Annotated in this window: 14 protein-coding genes and 2 pseudogenes; 12 read left to right on the top strand and 4 right to left on the bottom strand. The window is 71.6% G+C overall.

All coding sequences use genetic code 11. The features are described 5' to 3' along the window. Positions 1–409: 409 nt before the first annotated feature. From N8I84_RS11695 to N8I84_RS11680, 4 genes and pseudogenes are all read right to left on the bottom strand, one after another. Positions 410–2,836 (bottom strand): annotated as a pseudogene (locus N8I84_RS11695) (transglutaminase TgpA family protein); the annotation flags it as partial. Then, positions 2,833–4,191 (bottom strand): DUF58 domain-containing protein, encoded by a 1,359-nt coding sequence (locus N8I84_RS11690; protein ID WP_263229460.1) that lies wholly within the window; start codon positions 4,189–4,191, stop codon positions 2,833–2,835. The pseudogene N8I84_RS11695 and the gene N8I84_RS11690, both read right to left, overlap by 4 nt. Then, the gene (locus tag N8I84_RS11685; protein ID WP_263229459.1) at positions 4,191–5,219 is read right to left on the bottom strand and encodes an AAA family ATPase; all 1,029 of its coding nucleotides are present in this window, start codon (positions 5,217–5,219) and stop codon (positions 4,191–4,193) included. Before N8I84_RS11685 ends, N8I84_RS11690 begins: the two co-directional genes overlap by 1 nt. 283 nt (positions 5,220–5,502) lie before the next feature. After that, positions 5,503–6,045 (bottom strand): beta-class carbonic anhydrase, encoded by a 543-nt coding sequence (locus N8I84_RS11680; RefSeq protein ID WP_263229458.1) that lies wholly within the window; start codon positions 6,043–6,045, stop codon positions 5,503–5,505. Positions 6,046–6,462: 417 nt separating this feature from the next. Between N8I84_RS11680 and rsmH the strand changes: the two genes are divergently transcribed. From rsmH to pgeF, 12 genes and pseudogenes are all read left to right on the top strand, one after another. Beyond that, positions 6,463–7,419: a 16S rRNA (cytosine(1402)-N(4))-methyltransferase RsmH gene (rsmH, locus tag N8I84_RS11675; RefSeq protein ID WP_263229457.1), complete on the top strand. Its 957-nt coding sequence runs from the start codon at positions 6,463–6,465 to the stop codon at positions 7,417–7,419. A gap of 106 nt (positions 7,420–7,525) precedes the next feature. Then, positions 7,526–8,146 (top strand): FtsB family cell division protein, encoded by a 621-nt coding sequence (locus tag N8I84_RS11670; protein ID WP_263229456.1) that lies wholly within the window; start codon positions 7,526–7,528, stop codon positions 8,144–8,146. Positions 8,147–8,151: 5 nt separating this feature from the next. Beyond that, positions 8,152–10,104: a peptidoglycan D,D-transpeptidase FtsI family protein gene (locus N8I84_RS11665; protein WP_313884249.1), complete on the top strand. Its 1,953-nt coding sequence runs from the start codon at positions 8,152–8,154 to the stop codon at positions 10,102–10,104. 235 nt (positions 10,105–10,339) lie between these two features. Beyond that, a pseudogene (locus N8I84_RS11660) lies at positions 10,340–11,916 on the top strand (UDP-N-acetylmuramoyl-L-alanyl-D-glutamate--2,6-diaminopimelate ligase). Between the two features lie 4 nt (positions 11,917–11,920). Continuing rightward, positions 11,921–13,336, top strand: a complete 1,416-nt coding sequence (locus N8I84_RS11655; RefSeq protein ID WP_263229454.1) for a UDP-N-acetylmuramoyl-tripeptide--D-alanyl-D-alanine ligase — start codon at positions 11,921–11,923, stop codon at positions 13,334–13,336. Then, entirely contained in the window at positions 13,333–14,406 is a 1,074-nt protein-coding gene (gene mraY / locus N8I84_RS11650) for a phospho-N-acetylmuramoyl-pentapeptide-transferase (RefSeq protein WP_263229453.1), read from the top strand. The genes N8I84_RS11655 and mraY overlap by 4 nt, the downstream gene beginning before the upstream one ends. Continuing rightward, complete coding sequence (murD, locus tag N8I84_RS11645; RefSeq protein ID WP_263229452.1) at positions 14,388–15,818, top strand: UDP-N-acetylmuramoyl-L-alanine--D-glutamate ligase; 1,431 nt, start codon at positions 14,388–14,390, stop codon at positions 15,816–15,818. The genes mraY and murD overlap by 19 nt, the downstream gene beginning before the upstream one ends. Positions 15,819–15,935: 117 nt before the next feature. Beyond that, positions 15,936–17,285, top strand: coding sequence for a putative lipid II flippase FtsW (ftsW, locus tag N8I84_RS11640; RefSeq protein WP_263229451.1), 1,350 nt, complete (start codon positions 15,936–15,938; stop codon positions 17,283–17,285). A gap of 6 nt (positions 17,286–17,291) precedes the next feature. After that, positions 17,292–18,383, top strand: a complete 1,092-nt coding sequence (murG, locus tag N8I84_RS11635; RefSeq protein WP_263229450.1) for an undecaprenyldiphospho-muramoylpentapeptide beta-N-acetylglucosaminyltransferase — start codon at positions 17,292–17,294, stop codon at positions 18,381–18,383. 23 nt (positions 18,384–18,406) lie between these two features. After that, positions 18,407–19,192 carry a cell division protein FtsQ/DivIB gene (locus N8I84_RS11630; RefSeq protein WP_263229449.1) on the top strand — a complete coding sequence of 262 codons (786 nt, stop codon included), beginning with the start codon at positions 18,407–18,409 and terminating at the stop codon, positions 19,190–19,192. A 279-nt stretch (positions 19,193–19,471) separates the two neighbouring features. Beyond that, entirely contained in the window at positions 19,472–20,659 is a 1,188-nt protein-coding gene (gene ftsZ, locus N8I84_RS11625; RefSeq protein WP_263229448.1) for a cell division protein FtsZ, read from the top strand. Continuing rightward, positions 20,656–21,384 carry a peptidoglycan editing factor PgeF gene (gene pgeF, locus N8I84_RS11620; RefSeq protein WP_263229447.1) on the top strand — a complete coding sequence of 243 codons (729 nt, stop codon included), beginning with the start codon at positions 20,656–20,658 and terminating at the stop codon, positions 21,382–21,384. Before ftsZ ends, pgeF begins: the two co-directional genes overlap by 4 nt. The last annotated feature ends 1 nt before the right edge of the window (position 21,385 follow it).

Genomic DNA, 21,385 nt, shown 5'->3' with positions numbered 1-21,385 from the left:
ACGTGACGCAACAGGGGCGACCGGAAGGTCGCCCCTGTTGCTGTGCCCGTACCCGTACCGGCCCTGGGGGCCGCCGCGGTCCGTCCCGCCCGCCGCCCCCGCTCGGGCGGGGCGACGGGCGGCGCGGCGCTTGCAACGGCGAGCCGGTAGCGCCTGCGGGCCCGGCCCGGAGACGTCGTGCGACCGGAGACGTCGTGCGACCGACGACGATGCCGCTGGGGTGCCCCTCAGGCCGTTGAGGGGTGGGGTCGCCGTCCCAGGCCATCAGGCCATCGGCGCCGAGCGCAGTGCCCGAGAGCCGCCCGCCCCGTCGACAGGGCGGGCGGCACCCCGTGTCAGCCCCTCGCTGCTCCGACGGGCGGCGCGTCAGGGCCGTCCAGCGGGTCGCCCAGCGCGTCCTCAGATCGGCCCAGCGGTCCGCTGCCGCCCATACCGCGCGCATCGCCGAGGGAGGGGCCACTATCGCGCGGAGGCGGGTGCGGCGGCCGGCCGTGGAGCGCAGGGACGCTCGCAGCTTGCGCACGTCGTCCACCAGGCCCGTCTCGGACCGCGGCTCCGGCGCGTACAGAACCTGCTCCACCGCGCCCGCCACCCGGTGCACGGCCCCGGCCGTCTCGGGATCCAGCCGGCCCAGCCGCACGATCCGCTCGGCCGCCTTCCGCGGCGTCAGCGCGTCGTCCGGCGCGATGCCGTAGTCCCACGCCGTGTCCGTGAGCTCCCGCCACACGGCCAGAGTGTGCCCCACGGCCACCTCGGTCGCCCGGCTCGAGGCGGTGTCACCGGACAGCACCGTCACCCCGATCTCGTCCGCATACCGCTCACCGCCGCGATCCCCGCGGCGGACGCGGGCGAGCGGTGGCGCGGACGGGGCGTGCTGGGCGGAGGCCAGCCGCACCGACCGGCTCCTGAGCCGCCACAGCATCGGCGTCAGCGGCACCGCCACCAGCACCAGACCCAGCAGCGCCCACAACAGCACGCGGTACCACGGCGGCCCGTCGTCCCCGGAGCCCGTAGCGACCTGCGAGGACTGGCTCGGGCATCCCTCGATCTTCCGCAGGGCCGCCGAGCAGCTCTCGCTCGCCGACGGCGCGGTGGACGGCGCCGTCGACGACGACAGCGACGGCCGCGGCACCACCGGAATCTCCCCGGTCGGCGTGTTCGACTGCGTGTAGGACGGGGTCGAGCCCCGGTTCGGGGTCGGCTCGAAACGGGTCCAGCCCACGCCCTCGAAGTACAGCTCAGGCCACGCGTGCGCGTCCCGCAGCCCCACCGACATCGAGCCGTCCGCCTGCGGCGACCCGGGGGTGAAGCCCACCGCGACCCGCGCCGGAATCCCCAGCGTCCGCGCCATCGCGGCCATCGCGAAGGAGAAGTGCACGCAGAAGCCCTGCTTGTCCCTGAGGAACCGGGCGATCGCGTTCGGTCCGGTGCCGACCTGCACCTGCGTGTTGTAGGTGAAGCCGCCGTCGACCGCGAAGTAGTCCTGGAGCTTGACCGCCTGCTCGTAGTGGTTCGACGACCCTGCCGTCACCCTGCGGGCCGTCTCTGCCACCACGGCGGGCAGCGAGGACGGCACCTTCGTGAACTCGCGCTTCAGCGACGCCGGCGGCTCAGGGGCCTCGGCCAGCTGCTCCGCCGTCGGCTGCACGATCAGACTCTTGACGTCGTACTGCACGCCCCGCGTGTTCTGCCCGTGGTCGCCGACGAGCGTGCGGCCCACCGGCTCGTACCGCCAGCTGCCCTTGATCTTCACGCTCGCCGCCGGGTACGGCATCGGCAGCCAGTCCTGCGCGTACCAGTCCGCGGCCGAGATCCGCGTCTCGATCTCGGTCCGCCGTACGCCGCCCGCGAGTCCGGTCGGCGTCGGGAACGAGTCCGGCACGGAGGTGATGTGCCGCTGGGCGGGCTTCCAGGTGGTGCCGTCGAAGTCGTCCAGGGCGACGATCCTCAGGTACATGTCCTGGGTGTCGTCCGTGTTGGTGCGGTATGCCATGACCTGGCGGTCCTGGTCCACGTTCAGGCTGTCGCGCAGCGACACCAGTGGGTTGACCGCGGAGATCGTGTTGCCGTCGCCGAGCCCGGCGCCCACCCCGGCCCCGGTGCCGTCCAACAGCCCGCCCCGCAGCGAGGGCAGGGCCAGTGGCACCACCAGGGCGATGCCCAGCGCCACCGCGCCGATCCGCCGCCCGGTGCGCACGGGAGCCACCGCGCCCCCGAAGTCCCCGCCACCCTGGCGCGGGGCGCCTGTGAAGACCCGCCCCCACTGGGACAGCCGGTCGCGGCCCTCGGCCAGCAACAGCATCAGATAGCCGCCCGAGGCCACCAGGAACCACACCCAGTCGGCTCCGCCGTGCGACAGGGCCGTCGCCACCGCGTACAGCGCGAGCAGCGGCAGTCCGGCCGGCGCCGCCGTGCGGAACGTCACCGCCAGCGCATCCACCAGGAGTCCGATCAGCAGCACCCCGCCGACCACCATCAGCCGGATCCCGGGCGTCAGCGGCGCCGGGCTCGTGTACCGCCCGACGTCGTCCCTGCCCGACTGCAGCAGCTCCCCGAAGTGCTGGAAGGCGTCGGGACCGGGGACGAACCCGGCCAGGGCCTGCTGCCGGGCGAAGACCAGCGTGAGCAGCAGCAGGGCGACCACCACCTGGCAGGCGAGGACCAGCGGACGCGCCAGCGGCACCCGCCGGGTCGCCGCGCCCACCCCGGTCACCGCCGCCACCAGCATCGCCGCCTGGAACAACCAGGTGGTCGGGCTCACCAGCGGCAGCAGGGCGCACGACGTCATCAGCGTCGCCGCCGCGGCACACAGTGCCAGACGCGCCCGCCCGCTCACGACCGTCCCTCCGTGCCGCTCAGGGCGCCCACGCCCGTGCGCTGCCGGTCCGCCTCGCGCCACAGCTCCGTCAGGGACCCGCCCCGGGGCACGGGCACGGCGGTCCAGCCCGCCTCGCGCAGCAGCCGCAGCCGCTCCCCGCTCCGGTGGCCCGGGCCCGGCACATCGGTCGGTTCCCGCCCCCAGTCATCGCTGTCCAGCACGAACGCGAGCGCGCCGCCGCTGCGCCCGCTCATCTTGGCGGCCATCGCGGTCTGCTCCTCGTCGAGATCGCCGAAGAACGCCACCAGCAGCCCCTCGTTCCCGCCGCGCAGCACGTCGTAGGCGCGCGAGAGACCCGCGCCGTCCGAGTGGTCGATCACGGCGAGTGTGTCCATCATCAGCCCGGCCGCGTCCGCGGACTCCTGGCTCGAACCCGCGAACCCGTCCGCGCCCTCACCGGGCACCGAACTGCCCGTGTCGGTCAACAGCCGCACGGAGAAGCCCCGTTCGAGCATGTGCACCAGCGCGGACGCCGTGCCCGTCACCGCCCACTCGAAGGCCGAGTCCGGGCCCGCGCCCTGGAAGGCGATCGCCCGGGTGTCGAGCAGCACCGTGCACCGGGCCCGCTGCGGCTGCTCCTCCCGGCGCACCATCAGCTCGCCGTAGCGCGCGGTGGAGCGCCAGTGCACCCGGCGCAGGTCGTCGCCGTACCGGTACCCGCGCGGTATCACGTCGTCCTCGCCGGCCAGCGCCAGCGAGCGCTGCCGCCCGTCGCCGTACCCCTGCGACTCGCCCGCGAACCTGACCGGCGGCAGCGGCTCCACGCGCGGGATGACCGTCAGGGTGTCGTACGTGGAGAAGGAGCGGGTCAGCTCGCACATCCCGAAGGGGTCGGTCAGCCGCAGTTGGAGCGGGCCCAGCGGGTACCGGCCGCGCAGGTCCGAACGCACGCGGTAGGACACCTCGCGGCGGCCGCCCGCCTCCACCCGGTCCAGGACGAACCGGGGGCGCGGCCCGAGGACGTAGGGCACCCGGTCCTGGAGCATCAGCAGCCCGGTGGGCAGCCGCGAGACGTTGTCCATCCGCAGATGGACCCGCGCCTCGGACCCCGCGGGCACCCGCGAGGGGGACAGACGGCGGCTGCCCGCGACCCGGTAACGCGTGCGGTGCAGCACGGTCGCGCACGCCAGGGGCAGTACCGCGAGCAGGATGCCCACCCGCAGCAACTCGCTCTGGCCGAGGACGTAGGCGCAGATCGCGGCGGCCACACCGGCAGCCAGGAAGGACCGGCCGCGCGTGGTCAGCCCGGCGAGCGCGGTGCGCAGCCCGCCCCGGTCCTCCTCGGCGGTGCGCGCCGTCCCCCCGTGGCTCATCAGAGCCTCCGGGGCGGCTGCTGGCCGAAGCCGCGACCCACGGTGAGGCCGGGCTGCTGCTGGGGCCCGGCGGGCACGGGGGTGCTCTGCAGGATCTCCTGCACGACCTGTTCCGCCGTACGGCGGTTGAGCTGGGCCTGGGCGGTGGGCAGCAGCCGGTGGGCGAGGACCGCCACGGCGAGCGCCTGGACGTCGTCCGGCAGCGCGTACTCCCGGCCGGCCAGGGCGGCGGAGGCCTTCGCCGCGCGCAGCAGGTGCAGTGTGGCGCGCGGCGAGGCGCCGAGTCTGAGGTCGGGGTGCGTGCGTGTGGCGGCGACCAGGTCCACCGCGTAGCGCCGGACCGTCTCGGCGACGTGGACACCGCGGACGGCCTCCACCAGCTTCACGATCTCGTGAGCGTGCGCCACCGGCTGGAGGTCGTCCAGGGGGCTGACGCCGCCGTGGATGTCGAGCATCTGCAGTTCGGCCTCGGGGCTGGGGTAGCCGATGGAGACACGGGCCATGAAGCGGTCGCGCTGGGCCTCGGGCAGCGGATAGGTGCCCTCCATCTCGACCGGGTTCTGGGTGGCGACCACCATGAAGGGGCTGGGCAGTTCGTACGTCTGGCCGTCGATGGTGACCTGACGCTCCTCCATCGACTCCAGGAGCGCGGACTGGGTCTTGGGCGAGGCGCGGTTGATCTCGTCGCCGATCACGATCTGGGCGAAGATGGCGCCCGGCTTGAACTCGAAGTCCCGCCGCTGCTGATCCCAGATGGACACGCCCGTGATGTCCGAGGGCAGCAGGTCGGGCGTGAACTGGATGCGCCGCACCGAGCAGTCGATGGACCGGGCCAGTGCCTTGGCGAGCATGGTCTTGCCCACGCCGGGGACGTCCTCGATCAGAAGGTGCCCCTCGGCGAGCAGCACGGTCAGCGAAAGCCGTACGACCTCGGGCTTGCCCTCGATCACTCCTTCCACCGATCTGAGGACGCGCTCCACAGTGGCGGTCAGATCAGTGAGGCTCGCTCGATCGTCATAGGTCGTCACCCGGCCCTCCTCGGCCCGTTCTTTCTCCGGGCCGACGCTCTGCTGTGCGGACCGGCCCACCCCGAAACACGGACACCACGCGTGAGAAGTTCCGCGTGACGCCACAACCCGCAATCTTGCCGCCGTTACCGATTCGTGTCACTCGCCTGTGGATAACTGGCCGCGATATGTCGGCCTTACGGGCTTTTTGGCGCACCAGGGTCGGGATCTTTGTCCGAATGGACTTTTCCCGTCGGCAGGCTGACGGCGGGTCGAGTACGGGGTGGGAGCCCGGAACGTGCCGTTACGCCGGATCGATCTCCCGCAGCCGGCCCGTCTTCACGTCGAACACGAAACCGCGCACGTCGTCCGTGTGCACAAGGAACGGCGAGGTGCGCACCCGCTGCATCGACTGCCGCACGTCCTGGTCCACGTCGCGGAACGCCTCGACCGCCCAGGAGGGCCGCTGGCCGACCTCCATCTCCAGCTCGTGCCGGAACTCCTCGGTCAGCGACTCCAGGCCGCAGCCCGTGTGGTGGATGAGCACGACGCTGCGGGTGCCGAGCGCCCGCTGGCTGATGGTGAGGGAGCGGATCACGTCGTCGGTGACCACGCCGCCCGCGTTGCGGATGGTGTGACAGTCGCCCAGCTTCAAACCGAGCGCGGCATGCAGGTCGAGGCGTGCGTCCATGCAGGCCACGACCGCGACGCCGAGCACGGGACGGGCGTCCATCCCGGGATCGGTGAAAGCGGTGGCGTAGCGCTGGTTGGCCTCGACGAGGCGATCGGTGACGGAGCCCACTATGGCGCCTTCGGGACCGGCGGGTACGGATGCGGAAGTCGTCATACCCATGACGTTACTGGTCATCGCCGATCTCGGCCCGCTGTGGACGGGGACAAAAAACGCCACTGCGGCATGTTGTGAGGTAACCCACACGCGACGGGAAACAACCACCGGATGGGTGAATCCTTTCGAATCCTGCCGCCGTGGCGGGCCGGTGGCGCCACACGCAGGCCCGTTGATTGACCGCGAGACAGGGTGGACTAAAGTGACGCGAAGCGGGAGGCGAGACGCTCTCCCCGCCACTGTTCACCCCGGAGACGTCGGCGGACGCCGATGACTCCCCGCGTGCGCGGCGCGTACGTACGGCTCGGCCTCCTCCCGCTCCCGGTCGGCTGACGCTTCCGGCGCCGGCAGGCCGCCTTGTGAGCGGGCGGGGACCTGGCGGTGCGATGCGGGCCGCGCCGGATCTGAGAGGCCCCCTTGTCCCAGAGTCGACACGTGCCCGTCATGCTCCGGCAGTGCCTGGACATGCTGGCCCCGGCCCTCGACGAGCCGGGGGCCGTCGTCGTCGACTGCACCCTCGGGCTCGGCGGCCACAGCGAGGCGCTGCTGACGCGGTTCCCCGAGGCCCGGCTCATCGGGCTGGACCGGGACAAGGAGGCGCTGCGCCTGTCCGGGGAGCGCCTGGCTCCCTTCGGTGACCGCGCCACGCTGGTGCACGCGGTCTACGACGAACTGCCCGACGTGCTCGCCCGGCTGGGCGTTCCGCGCGTCCAGGGTGTGCTCTTCGACCTCGGCGTCTCCTCCATGCAACTCGACGAGGCGGACCGCGGTTTCGCCTACGCCCAGGACGCCCCGCTCGACATGCGCATGGACCAGACGACGGGCATCAGCGCCGCCGAGGTCCTCAACACCTACCCGGCCGGCGACCTGGTGCGGATCCTGCGGACGTACGGCGAGGAGAAGCAGGCCAAGCGGATCGTGTCCGCGATCGTGCGCGAGCGCGAGAAGGAGCCGTTCACCAACAGCGCGCGACTGGTGGAGTTGATCCGCGACGCGCTCCCGCAGGCGGCCAAGCGGACCGGCGGCAACCCGGCCAAGCGCACCTTCCAGGCGCTGCGCATCGAGGTCAACGGCGAGCTCGCCGTTCTGGAACGGGCGATTCCCGCGGCCGTCAAGGCGCTGTCCGTCGGCGGCCGGATCGCCGTCCTCTCCTACCACTCGCTAGAGGACCGCCTGGTCAAGCAGGTGTTCGCGGCGGGTGCGGCGAGTACCGCGCCCCCCGGGCTGCCGGTCGTCCCCGAGCGTTACCAGCCCCGGCTCAAGCTCCTCACCCGCGGTGCCGAACTTCCCACCGAGGAGGAGATCGCCGAGAACCGCCGGGCGGCCCCGGCACGTCTGCGTGGTGCAGAGCGCGTCCGTGAGGACGTCCAGTGAGCCAGGGCACCGAGTGAGCCGTACGACAACCGAGTGAGGCGCACGAAAGGGGTGGGCGAGTGAGCAGGGGACGCGAGGAGGGTCTGGAAGCGCGGCGGGAGGGCCTGTGAGCGGCAAACCCGAGCTCAGGGGCCGGGCCGCCCGGCTCGTCCGGTTGATCCCCGCCGGCGGCAGCCGGGCCGCCCGTACCCCCTTCGTGCTGCTCGTCGTTCTGCTGCTCGGCGGCGGCCTCATCGCGCTCCTCATGCTGAACTCCGCGCTCAGCGAGGGCGCGTTCAAGCTCGACGACCTGCAACGGCAGACCAAGAACCTCACCGACGAGGAACAGGCCCTCCAGCGGGACGTGGACGCCTACTCCGCGCCGGACGCGCTCCAGCGCCGGGCCCGCGAACTCGGCATGGTCCCCGGCGGCGACCCCGTCTTCCTGAACCCCGACGGCACCGTCAAGGGCGTCCCCGGGCCCGCCGGTCAGCAGGCCTCGGCGAGCACCGCCGCCGTGCGCCCGCCCGAAGCGCTCGGCACCGGCCCCAGCCCGGCGGCACCGCCGTCACCGTCCCGCTCCACCCATCCGGCCGCCGCCCGCACGGCCGCGTCCCCGACACCGGCAGCCCGCACGGCCGCGTCCCCGACCCCGGCCGCCCGCACGGCCGCGTCGCCGACACCGGCCGCCCGCACGGCCGCGTCCCCGACCCAGCCCGTACACCCCTCCCCGACCCCCGGCAGGTGACGGAAGTGTCCGACAGGGAACCGCCGCGCCGTCGCGTGCCCGGCCCCGCCCGGCCCGTGCGCCCCGACGCCCGGCGCCGCCCGGGCCCCGGCGCCCGCCCGGCACGCCGCCCGGCCCCGGCCCGCCGCCCCGCCCCGCGCACCATCCGGCTCGGCAGCCCGCGCCCCCGGCTGCGCCTGATCGGCCTCGCACTGACCCTGGTGATGACCGCCTTCGTCCTACGGCTGCTCCAGGTGCAGGCCGTGGACGCGAGCGCGTACACCGCCAAGGCCGACCAGAACCGCTACGTCGGCCGCACCCTGGCCGCCGTCCGCGGCGAGATCACCGACCGCAACGGCGTCGAACTGGCGAGCAGCGTGGACGCGTACGACATCACGGCCGACCCGACGCTCTTCACCCCCAAGGCCACCAAGGTGGCGGACGCCCCCGAGCAGGCAGCCGCGCTGCTCGCGCCGATCATCGGCCAGGACGCCGCCGAGGTCGCCGGGAAGCTCAAGACCCCGGACACCCAGTACGTGCTGCTGGCCCACCGCCAGACCCCGCAGGTGTGGAAGCAGATCAAGGATCTGAAGAACACCCTCGCGGCCAAGGCGAGGACGGACCCGAACACGGCCAACGTCCTCGCCGGTGTTCTCGCCGAGCCCACCAACAAGCGCGTCTACCCCAACGGCGACCTCGCCGCCGGGGTACTCGGCTGGGTCAACGCCGACGGCAAGGGCGCCGGCGGCATCGAGCAGCAGCTGAACCAGGAACTGGCGGGCAAGGACGGCAAGATCCGCTACGCCCAGTCCGGCGGCCGTCTGGTGCCGACCGCGGGCTCCGCCGAGACACCCGCCGTGGCCGGTACCGACATCGAACTGACCCTCGACCGGGACATCCAGTGGGCCGCCCAGAGCGCCATCACCGAACAGGTGAAGAAGTCCGGGGCGGACCGCGGGTACGTCGTGGTGCAGGACACCCGGACGGGCCAGATCCTGGCCCTCGCCAACTCGCCCGGCTTCGACCCCAACGATCTCTCGCACGCCAACGCGGCGGCCCTCGGCAACGCCGCCGTGCAGGACGCGTACGAGCCCGGCTCCACCGCCAAGGTCATGACCATGGCGGCAGTGCTCCAGGAGAACGCCGCGACCCCGCTGACCCACGTCACCGTGCCCAACCGGCTGCACCGCGGCGACCGGCTCTTCGCGGACGACGTCGACCACAAGACCTGGTACCTGACCCTCAACGGCGTCCTCGCCAAGTCCAGCAACATCGGCACCATCCTGGCGGCCGGCCAGCTCGGCAGGACGCAGACGCAGGCCAACCAGGTCCTCTACTCCTACCTGCGCAAATTCGGCATCGGCCGCCCCACCGGGCTCGACTTCCCGGGTGAGACCGCCGGCATCCTCGCGCCGCCCGACAAGTGGTCGACCTCCCAGCAGTACACGATTCCTTTCGGCCAGGGCGTGTCGATCAACGCGGTGCAGGCCGCGTCCGTCTACTCGACCATCGCCAACGGCGGCGTGCGCGTCGAGCCCACCCTGGTGCGCGGCACGAAGGGCCCGGACGGCCGCTTCACCCCGGCCCCGCAGCCCGAGAAGACCAGGGTCGTCAGCGACAAGACGGCGAAGACGCTCGCCCAGATGCTGGAGGCCGTCGTGGACGACGGGCAGGGAACCGGCAACAAGGCGCGCATCCCCGGCTACCGGGTCGCGGGCAAGACAGGTACGGCCAACCGCGTGGATCCGGCCACCGGCAGGTACCGCGGCTATACGTCCTCCTTCGCCGGCTTCGCCCCCGCGGACAACCCGCGCGTCACCGTCTACTGCGCGATCCAGAACGCCACCAAGGGCAGCTACTACGGCGGCGACATCTGTGGCCCGGTCTTCAAGCAGGTGATGGAGTTCGCCCTGAAGACGCTCCAGGTCGCGCCCACCGGAGCCGCCCCAGCGAACCTGCCCGTCACTTTCACGCCATGATCAGCTCCACGAAGCACTACGGGAAAGACCGACGAGGAACCAGCTCGTGACAACGAACACTCCCGACCCCGGGAACCACACCCCGCCCTCGCCCTCGCCCACCCGTCTCCCGCCACCGCCCTTGTCGGACCGCGCTTCGCGCGGGCTCCCTTTTCGCCCCCCGGGGGGTGCGCCCGGTACGCTCACCGCCGTGCCACACGCTGATCAGTCCCCCACCACTCAGAAGGGCGCTTCCGTGACATATCCGGGACCGCCCAGGCCGCACCACGTCTCCGCCACACCCCTCGCGGAGCTCGCCGGCCAGCTGGGTGTCACCGCCCCTGAGGGCGTCGCCGAGGTCACGGGCATCACCCACGACTCGCGCGCCGTGCGCCCAGGCGACCTGTACGCCGCCCTGCCCGGTGCCCGAGCGCACGGCGCCGACTTCGTCACCCAGGCCGCCGGACTCGGCGCGGTCGCCGTGCTGACCGACCCGACGGGCGCCGAGCGCGCCGCCGCGACCGGCCTGCCGGTCCTGGTGGTCGACGACCCGCGCGCACGGATGGGTGAGCTGGCGGCCACGATCTACGGCCACCCCGGCCGTGACCTGCTCCAGATCGGCATCACCGGCACCTCCGGCAAGACCACCACCGCCTACCTCGTCGAGGGCGGCCTGAAGACGGTCCGCTCCACGAACGAGGGGGGCCGGCGCGAAGCGCCGTCGGTTGAGGGCGGTGGTGGGCGACGGGTCGGGCTCATCGGCACGGTCGAGATGCGCATCGGCGAGACCCGCATCAAGTCCGAGCGCACCACCCCCGAGGCCACCGACCTGCAGGCCCTGTTCGCGGTCATGCGCGAGCGCGGGGTCGAAGCCGTCGCCATGGAGGTCTCCAGCCACGCGCTGGTCCTCGGCCGCGTCGACGGCTGCGTGTTCGACGTCGCCGTCTTCACCAACCTCAGCCCGGAACACATGGAGTTCCACTCCGACATGGAGGACTACTACCGGGCGAAGGCGCAGCTGTTCACGGAGAAGCGCAGCAGGCTCGGCGTGGTCAACCTCGACGACGAGTACGGCCGCAGGCTCGCCAAGGAGGCCGGCGTCCCGGTCGTCACGTACTCCGCCGAGGGCCACCCGGACGCCGACTGGCATGCCGAGGACGTCCACATCGGCCCGCTGGACTCCACGTTCACCGTGATCGGCCCCAAGGAGCAGCGGATCGCCGCCAGGTCGCCGCTGCCGGGCCCGTTCAACGTGGCGAACACCCTCGCCGCGATCGTCGCCCTCGCCGAGGCCGGGCTGGACCCGCAGACCGCCGCCGACGGCGTCGCCGCCGTACCGGCGTCCCCGGGCGCCTGGAACGCGTGGACGCCGGGCAGCCCTACCTCGCGGTCGTCGACTACGCCCACAAGACCGACGCCGTGGAATCGGTGCTGCGCGCCCTGCGCAAGGTCACCGAGGGCAGGCTGCACGTCGTCATCGGCTGCGGCGGCGACCGCGACACCACCAAGCGCGCCCCGATGGGCGCCGCCGCGGCCCGGCTCGCCGACACCGCCGTACTGACCTCCGACAACCCGCGCTCCGAGGATCCCCTCGCGATCCTCGCCACCATGCTCCAGGGCGCCGCGTCCGTGCCCGCGCACGAGCGCGGCGAGGTCCAGGTCTTCGAGGACCGGGCCGCCGCCATCGCAGCCGCCGTCGCCCGCGCGCGGCCCGGCGACACCGTGCTCGTCGCGGGCAAGGGCCACGAACAGGGCCAGGACATCGCCGGAGTGGTCCGTCCCTTCGACGACCGCCAGGTGCTTCGCGAAGCTATCCAGAACACCCAGGGATGAACTTGTGATCGCCCTCTCCCTCGCCGAGATCGCAGAAGTCGTCGGCGGGCAGACGCATGACATACCGGACCCGTCCGTCCAGGTCACCGGGCCGGTCGTCCGGGACTCCCGCGAGGTCGGGCCCGGTTGCCTCTTCGTCGCCTTCGTCGGCGAACGCGTGGACGGCCACGACTTCGCGCAGGCGGCCGTCGAGGCCGGTGCCGCCGCCGTGCTGGGGTCGCGCCCCGTCGGCGTGCCCGCGATCGTCGTGGACGACGTCCAGGCCGCCCTCGGCGCCCTCGCGCGTCACGTCGTCTCACGGCTGGGGGCGACCCTCGTCGCCCTCACCGGCTCCGCGGGCAAGACCAGTACCAAGGACCTCATCGCCCAGGTGCTGCGGCGCAAGGCGCCGACCGTGTTCACACCCGGCTCGCTCAACAACGAGATCGGGCTGCCGCTGACCGCTCTCAGCGCCACCGAGGACACCAGGTTCCTCGTCCTGGAGATGGGCGCCCGCGGTATCGGCCACATCCGCTACCTCACCGAGCTGACCCCGCCGAGGGTCGGTGTCGTGCTCAACGTCGGCTCCGCCCACATCGGCGAGTTCGGCGGCCGCGAACAGATCGCACAGGCGAAGGGCGAACTCGTCGAGAGTCTGCCCTCCTCGGATGCCGACGGCATCGCGGTCCTCAACGCCGACGACCCGTACGTGCGTGCCATGTCCTCCCGTACGAAGGCGAAGGTGATCCTTTTCGGAGAGTCCGACGAAGCGGACGTACGCGCCGAGAACGTGAGACTCACGGACAGCGGACAGCCCGCCTTCAGGCTTCACACACCCTCCGGTGCATCCGATGTGACCATGCGCCTGTACGGTGAGCACCACGTGTCGAACGCGCTCGCCGCGGCCGCCGTCGCCCATGAGCTGGGCATGTCCGCAGACGAGATCGCCGTCGCGCTCTCCGAGGCGGGCTCCCTCTCCCGCTGGCGGATGGAGGTCACCGAGCGCCCTGACGGCGTGACCATCGTCAACGACGCCTACAACGCCAACCCGGAGTCCATGAAGGCCGCCCTGCGCGCGCTGGCCGCCATGGGCCGGGGACGGCGGACCTGGGCGGTGCTCGGCAAGATGGCCGAGCTCGGGGACGAGGCGCTCGCCGAGCACGACGCGGTCGGACGGCTCGCCGTCCGGCTCAATGTCGGCAAGCTCGTCGCGGTCGGGGGCAGGGAAGCGTCCTGGCTGCAACTGGGCGCATATAACGAGGGTTCGTGGGGTGAGGAGTCGGTGCACGTGTCCGACGCACAGGCGGCGATCGACCTGTTGCGCAGCGAGTTGCGCCCGGGAGACGTCGTACTCGTGAAGGCGTCCCGGTCGGTCGGGCTCGAGAGCGTGGCGCAGGCGCTGCTCGAGACCGGTGCCGAGGGTGAGGTTGCCGCCCGATGATGAAGCAGATCCTGTTCGCAGGAGTCATTGGCCTCTTCCTGACGCTGGTCGGCACGCCGCTGCTGATCAAGCTGCTCGCCCGCAAGGGCTACGGTCAGTACATCCGCGACGACGGACCGCGCGAGCACGCCAGCAAGCGCGGTACGCCGACCATGGGTGGCATCGCCTTCATCCTGTCGACGATCGCCGCGTACTTCCTGTCGAAGCTGATCACCGGCTACCCGCCGAACTACTCCGGGCTGCTGGTGCTCGCGCTGATGGCGGGCATGGGCCTGGTCGGCTTCCTCGATGACTACATCAAGATCGTCAAGCGTCGGTCGCTCGGTCTGCGCGCCAAGGCCAAGATGGCCGGACAGCTGATCGTCGGCGTCGCCTTCGCGGTGCTGGCGCTGCAGTTCGCCGACAGCCACGGCAACACCCCGGCCTCCACCAAGCTGTCCTTCGTGCAGGACTTCGGCTGGACCATCGGCCCGGTGCTGTTCGTCATCTGGGCGCTGTTCATGATCCTCGCGATGTCGAACGGCGTGAACCTCACCGATGGTCTCGACGGCCTGGCCACCGGCGCGTCCGTGCTCGTGTTCGGCGCGTACACGTTCATCGGCGTCTGGCAGTTCCAGGAGTCCTGCGCCAACGCCATGACGCTGACCAACCCGTCGGCCTGCTACCAGGTGCGCGACCCCCTCGACCTCGCCATCGTCGCCTCCGCGCTGATGGGCTCCTGCCTGGGCTTCCTGTGGTGGAACACCTCACCCGCCAAGATCTTCATGGGCGACACCGGGTCGCTCGCGCTGGGCGGCGCGCTGGCCGGCCTTGCGATCTGCTCCCGCACCGAGCTGCTGCTCGCGCTGCTGGGCGGCCTGTTCGTGCTGATCACCATGTCCGTCGTGATCCAGGTCGGCTCCTTCCGCCTCACCGGCAAGCGGGTCTTCCGGATGGCGCCGCTCCAGCACCACTTCGAGCTCAAGGGCTGGTCCGAGGTCCTGGTGGTGGTCAGGTTCTGGATCATCCAGGGTATTTGCGTGGTCGTCGGACTGGGCATCTTCTATGCAGGATGGGCAGCGGAAAAGTGACCGACTGGCAGGGCAAGCACGTCACCGTCGCCGGGCTCGGCGTCTCGGGCATCCCGGCGGCCAAGGTGCTGCACGGTCTCGGCGCGGTCGTGACCGTCGTCAACGACGGCGACGACGAGCGGGCCCGGGCCCAGGCCGCGGAGCTGGAAGCGCTCGGGATCACGGTCCGGCTCGGCGACGGCGCAACCCTGCCCGAAGGCACCGAGCTGATCGTCACCGCGCCCGGCTGGAAGCCGGACAAGCCGCTGTTCGCCGCCGCCGCGGCGGCGGGCGTGCCGGTCTGGGGCGACGTCGAACTCGCCTGGCAGCTGCGCGGCCCCGACGCCGCCCCCTGGCTCGCGGTCACCGGCACCAACGGCAAGACCACGACCGTGCAGATGCTCGCCTCCATCCTGAAGGCGGCGGGCCTGCGCACGGCCGCCGTCGGCAACATCGGGGTCTCGCTGCTCGACGTCGTCCTCGGCGAGGAGAAGTACGACGTGCTGGCGGTGGAGTTGTCGAGCTATCAGCTCCACTGGGCCCCGTCGCTGCGCGCCCACTCCGCCGCCGTACTGAACCTGGCGCCCGATCACCTCGACTGGCACGGCTCGATGGAGGCCTACGCCAAGGACAAGGGCCGTATCTACGAAGGCAATCGGGTCGCCTGCGTCTACAACGTCGCCGACAAGGCCACCGAGGACCTGGTGCGTGAGGCGGACGTCGAGGAGGGCTGCCGGGCCGTCGGCTTCACGCTCGGCACGCCCGCGCCGTCCCAACTCGGCGTGGTGGACGGCATTCTGGTGGACCGCGCCTTCGTCGAGGACCGGCAGAAGAACGCGCAGGAGCTGGCGGAGGTCTCCGACGTCAACCCGCCCGCCCCGCACAACATCGCCAACGCCCTTGCGGCGGCGGCCCTCGCACGCGCCTTCGGGGTGCCCGCCAAGGCAGTACGGGACGGCCTGCGCGCCTTCCGGCCGGACGCGCACCGCATCGCGCACGTCGCGGACGTGGACGGCGTCGCGTACGTCGACGACTCCAAGGCCACCAACACGCATGCCGCTGAGGCCTCGTTGGCGGCCTGTGAGTCGATCGTGTGGATCGCGGGCGGACTCGCCAAGGGGGCGACCTTCGACGAGCTGGTCGCGGGCGCCGCCAAGCGGCTTCGGGGTGTGGTGCTCATCGGTGCGGACCGGGCGCTGATCCGTGAAGCCCTCGCGCGACACGCGCCGGAAGTACCCGTGGTGGACCTCGAACGGACCGACACTGGGGCGATGCGGGCGGCTGTGGCCGAGGCGCGGAAGCTGGCGCATGCGGGTGACACCGTGTTGTTGGCCCCGGCTTGTGCCTCGATGGACATGTTCGCCAACTACAACAAGCGTGGGGATGCGTTCGCGGAGGCCGTTCGCGAACTCGGTGAGGGCGCGGGCGCCTGACGCCGGGTCTCGGCCGCCGCCGGTGGCTTGGGGACCCTTGGAGGACGCGTGAGTCAGATGTGGCTGGTGATTCGTCGGCGGCGGTCCGCCGGTGTCACAGCGACGATGAGGTGACCGGTGGCAGCCAGTAGCCGTACCGCGCCGCGTGCGCCCAAGCGCCCCCCCACCGCACCGCCGCCGCGCGACAACGCCCTCACCCGGCTCGTCGCGCGGGCGCGCCGAGCCTGGGACAGGCCCCTCACCGCCTACTACCTGATCCTCGGCAGCAGTCTGCTGATCACGGTGCTGGGTCTGGTGATGGTCTACTCGGCCTCCCAGATCACCGCGCTGCAGATGTCGCTGCCCGGGTCGTACTTCTTCCGCAAGCAGTTCCTGGCGGCCGCGATCGGGGCCCTGCTGATGCTCGTCGCCTCGCGGATGCCGGTGAAGCTGCACCGGGCGCTGGCGTACCCGATCCTCGCCGGTGCCCTCTTCCTGCTCGTCCTGGTGCAGGTGCCGGGGGTGGGCATGTCGGTCAACGGCAACCAGAACTGGATCTCGCTGGGCGGCTCCTTCCAGATCCAGCCCAGTGAGTTCGGCAAGCTCGCGCTCGTGCTGTGGGGTGCGGACCTGATCGCGCGCAAGCAGGACAAGCGGCTGCTCACGCAGTGGAAGCACATGCTGGTGCCGCTCGTTCCGATGGCGTTCCTGCTGCTCGGGCTGATCATGCTGGGCGGCGACATGGGTACGACGATCATCCTGACCGCGATCCTGTTCGGACTGCTGTGGCTGGCCGGGGCGCCCACGCGGCTGTTCGCCGGCGTGCTGGGCGTCGCCGTGGTGCTCGGCGCCCTCGCCATCGAGAGCAGCCCGCACCGCCTGAACCGCCTGGCCTGCATCGGCGCGACCGATCCGGGTCCGAACGACATCTGCTGGCAGGGCGTGCACGGCCTCTACGCCCTCGCCTCGGGCGGAATCTTCGGTTCCGGGCTCGGTGCCAGTGTGGAAAAATGGGGGCAACTCCCCGAGGCGCACACAGACTTCATCTTCGCCGTCACCGGTGAGGAACTCGGCCTCGCGGGCACGCTGTCGGTACTGGCCCTCTTCGCGGCTCTAGGCTATGCGGGTATCCGCGTGGCCGGACGCACGGAGGATCCCTTCGTGAGGTATGCCGCGGGAGGCGTGACCACCTGGATCATGGCCCAGGCCGTGATCAACATCGGTGCGGTGCTCGGCCTGCTGCCGATCGCCGGCGTCCCGCTCCCGCTGTTCTCCTACGGAGGGTCCGCCCTGCTGCCGACCATGTTCGCCATCGGGCTGCTGATCGCCTTCGCGCGCGACGAGCCCGCTGCGCGGGCGGCGCTTGCGATGCGGCAACCTCGCTTTGGTAGAAAGCGGGCGGGAGGCTCCGTGTCTGACCGGGGGCCTCGGAGATGGAACACGATGCGACGGCGTGCCTCGGCGGCGCGTTCGTCCGGAGAGCGGTGAATTTCGGTGCATGTCGTACTCGCCGGTGGGGGGACCGCCGGCCACATCGAGCCCGCGCTCGCCCTCGCGGACGCCCTGCGCAGGCAGGATCCGACCGTGGGGATCACGGCCCTGGGCACGGAGCGAGGGCTGGAGACCAGGCTCGTCCCCGAGCGGGGCTATGAACTCGCGCTGATCCCCGCCGTCCCCCTGCCGCGCAAGCCGACCCCCGAGCTGATCACGGTCCCCGGGCGGCTGCGGGGCACGATCAAGGCGGCTGAGCAGATCCTCGAGCGCACCAAGGCGGACGCCGTCGTCGGCTTCGGCGGCTATGTCGCACTGCCCGGTTACCTGGCCGCCAAGCGCCTCGGCGTGCCGATCGTCATCCACGAGGCCAACGCACGTCCCGGCCTCGCCAACAAGATCGGCTCGCGGTACGCCGCCCAGGTCGCCGTCTCCACTCCGGACAGCAAGCTGCGCGGCGCCCGCTACATCGGCATCCCCCTGCGCCGCTCCATCGCCACCCTGGACCGCGCCGCCGTACGGCCCGAGGCCCGCGCCGCCTTCGGTCTCGACCCGAACCTGCCGACGCTGCTGGTCTCCGGCGGCTCGCAGGGCGCCCGCCGGCTCAACGAGGTCGTCCAGCAGGTCGCCCCGTACCTCCAGCAGTCCGGCATCCAGATCCTGCACGCGGTCGGCCCGAAGAACGAACTGCCGCAGGTGCACCAGATGCCGGGGATGCCGCCCTACATCCCGGTAAGTTATCTGGACCGGATGGACCTCGCGTACGCGGCGGCCGACATGATGCTCTGCCGCGCGGGCGCGATGACCGTCGCCGAACTCTCCGCCGTCGGGCTGCCGGCCGCGTACGTCCCGCTGCCCATCGGCAACGGCGAACAGCGGCTGAACGCCCAGCCGGTGGTCAAGGCCGGCGGCGGACTGCTGGTCGACGACGCGGAGCTCACGCCCGAGTGGGTCCAGCAGAACGTCCTGCCGGTGCTCGCCGACCCGCACCGGCTGTACCAGATGTCCCGTGCCGCCGGCGAGTTCGGCCGCCGTGACGCCGACGAACTGCTGGTCGGCATGGTGCACGAGGCGATCGCCTCGCGCCACCAGTGACAGCTTGAGGGAAGGCAGGAACCGTGGCCGGACCGACGACCGCCGAGCGCGGTGAGCGGAAGCAGGTTCGGCCCGGCCCGCCCCGGCCGCTCCGCCTCAGGCGGCTGCGCGCCCTTCGTATGCTCATCATCCTTTCCCTGGCGGTGGTGTTGGCGGTCGGCGGCTCGCTCTGGCTGCTGTACGGCTCCCCGTGGCTGCGTGTGGAGCGCGTGTCCGTCTCCGGAACCCGGGTGCTGACCGCGGCACAGGTGCGTGAGGCGGCCGGAGTACGGATCGGATCGCCGCTGATTTCCATCGACACCGAGGCGATCGAGGCGCGTGTGCGCCGGAAACTGCCCCGAATTGACACGATTGACGCCGTCCGCTCCTGGCCCCATGGAATCGGGCTGAAAGTGACTGAACGTACTCCGGTTCTGGTCATCAAAAACGGCGGAAAGTTCGTCGAAGTGGACAGGGAAGGCGTACGGTTCGCCACGGTTTCGCAGGCTCCGAACGGCATCCCGGCCCTGGAATTGACGGTGTCCAAGTCGGCAGGCTGGCGCCGGTTCGGCACCGACCGGATGCTCCACGAGGCCGCCCTCGTGGCCCAGGACGTTCCGGTCGGCGTCAAGCGGGACCTCCGGACCGTCAGAGTCCGTTCCTACGACGCCATCTCGCTGGAGTTGACCGGGGGACGGACCGTGTTGTGGGGCAGCAGCGAGAGGGGTCGCGCGAAGGCCGCCGCGCTCACCGCGCTGATGAAAGCCGCGTCCGGCGCGCGCCACTTCGATGTCAGCGTTCCCACCGCCCCGGCGTCATCGGGGAGTTGACGCACATCCGCGCAGGCCAGCACCCTGGTTGGGCACTGCTACGGCTGATCACATAGGGTGAAAAGAAAAGCGGGAGGTTCGGCGTGTTCGTTGAACGGGCGCCACTTGTCGACTTAGTGTCCTGTTCGGAAGAGTCCAAGGAACAGACACACTGGTAACCCTAAACTTCAGGGTTAGGGTTCGGGTCGGCGTTCGGACCGTCCCATTCGGCATCTGCCGTCGAGCCGCGGGTCACCCGTGGGGCGACGGCAACGTAATTCGAGGCGAGAGGCCTTCGACGTGGCAGCACCGCAGAACTACCTCGCAGTCATCAAGGTCATCGGTGTCGGCGGCGGTGGTGTCAATGCCATCAACCGGATGATCGAGGTCGGTCTCAAGGGCGTCGAGTTCATCGCCATCAACACCGACGCGCAAGCTCTGTTGATGAGCGACGCCGACGTCAAGCTGGACGTCGGGCGGGAACTCACCCGCGGACTCGGCGCCGGGGCCAACCCGGATGTCGGCCGCAAGGCCGCCGAGGACCACCGTGAGGAGATCGAGGAGGTCCTCAAGGGGGCCGACATGGTCTTCGTGACCGCCGGTGAAGGCGGCGGCACCGGCACCGGCGGCGCGCCCGTCGTGGCCAACATCGCGCGCTCGCTCGGCGCGCTGACCATCGGCGTGGTCACGCGCCCGTTCACCTTCGAGGGACGGCGCCGCGCGAACCAGGCGGAGGACGGCATCGCGGCACTCCGCGAAGAGGTCGACACCCTCATCGTCATCCCGAACGACCGGCTGCTGTCCATCTCGGACCGCCAGGTCTCGGTCCTCGACGCCTTCAAGTCGGCCGACCAGGTCCTGCTCTCCGGTGTCCAGGGCATCACCGACCTCATCACCACGCCCGGCCTGATCAACCTCGACTTCGCCGACGTCAAGTCCGTGATGTCCGAGGCCGGTTCCGCCCTCATGGGCATCGGCTCGGCCCGCGGCGACGACCGCGCGGTGGCCGCGGCCGAGATGGCGATCTCCTCGCCCCTCCTCGAGGCGTCCATCGACGGCGCCCGCGGCGTGCTGCTGTCCATCTCCGGCGGCTCCGACCTCGGTCTGTTCGAGATCAACGAGGCCGCCCAGCTGGTGAGCGAGGCCGCCCACCCCGAGGCCAACATCATCTTCGGTGCCGTGATCGACGACGCCCTCGGCGACGAGGTCCGGGTCACCGTGATCGCCGCCGGCTTCGACGGCGGCCAGCCCCCGGCCAAGCGGGAGAACGTCCTCGGCTCGTCCTCGCTCAAGCGCGAGGAGCCGGTCCGCCCCGCCGAGAGCCGCCCGTCCTTCGGCTCGCTCGGCAGTGTCACGCCGAAGGAGGCCCCGGAGCCCGCCCCGGAGCCGGTGGCCGACATCCCGGTGCCCCCGCCGTCGGTGCCGCCGTCGCGGACCTACTCGGACAGCGCGGCCGAGGAGCTGGACGTACCGGACTTCCTCAAGTGATAGGACAGCGCGACACCCTGAGCGGCGCGCACTTCGCCTTCACCGACCGGTGGGGCGGGGTGAGCGCCGCTCCGTACGAGGAGCTCAACCTCGGCGGCGCGGTCGGCGACGACCCCGGGGCCGTACGCACCAACCGGGAGCTGGCCGCGAAGTCGCTCGGCCTCGATCCGGCCCGGGTGGTGTGGATGAACCAGGTGCACGGTGCCGACGTGGCCGTGGTGGACGCCCCCTGGGGTGAAAACCCGGTGCCCGAGGTGGACGCGATCGTCACCGCCCGGCGCGGTCTCGCCCTCGCGGTGCTCACCGCCGACTGCACCCCCGTCCTGCTCGCCGACCCGGTCGCCGGCATCGTGGCCGCCGCCCACGCCGGCCGGCCCGGCATGGTCGCCGGAGTCGTCCCCGCCGCCGTCCGCGCGATGATGGAACTGGGCGCCGACCCGTCCCGGATCGCCGCCCGTACGGGACCCGCGGTCTGCGGCCGGTGCTACGAGGTGCCGGAGGCGATGCGCGCCGAGGTGTCCGCCGTCGAACCGGCGGCGCACGCCGAGACGAGCTGGGGCACTCCCGCGGTCGACGTGACCGCCGGCGTGCACGCGCAGCTCGACCGGCTCGGGGTGCGCGACCGGGCGCAGTCGCCGGTGTGCACGCTGGAGTCGCACGATCACTTCTCGTACCGCCGGGACCGGACGACCGGGCGGCTCGCGGGCTATGTCTGGCTGGACTGAT

The organism is Streptomyces cynarae, assembly GCF_025642135.1.
Classification (GTDB): domain Bacteria; phylum Actinomycetota; class Actinomycetes; order Streptomycetales; family Streptomycetaceae; genus Streptomyces; species Streptomyces cynarae.
Note: the sequence above shows the minus strand (reverse complement) of the source record. Positions and strands in the feature narration are given on the sequence as shown.

What these genes read in the sequence shown, in the direction of transcription:
- N8I84_RS11690 (WP_263229460.1), bottom strand. Translation starts at nt 4,191, where the DNA reads ATGAGCCACGGGGGGACGGCGCGCACCGCCGAGGAGGACCGGGGCGGG.
- N8I84_RS11680 (WP_263229458.1), bottom strand. Translation starts at nt 6,045, where the DNA reads ATGACGACTTCCGCATCCGTACCCGCCGGTCCCGAAGGCGCCATAGTG.
- mraY (WP_263229453.1), top strand. Translation starts at nt 13,333, where the DNA reads ATGATGAAGCAGATCCTGTTCGCAGGAGTCATTGGCCTCTTCCTGACG.
- murD (WP_263229452.1), top strand. Translation starts at nt 14,388, where the DNA reads ATGGGCAGCGGAAAAGTGACCGACTGGCAGGGCAAGCACGTCACCGTC.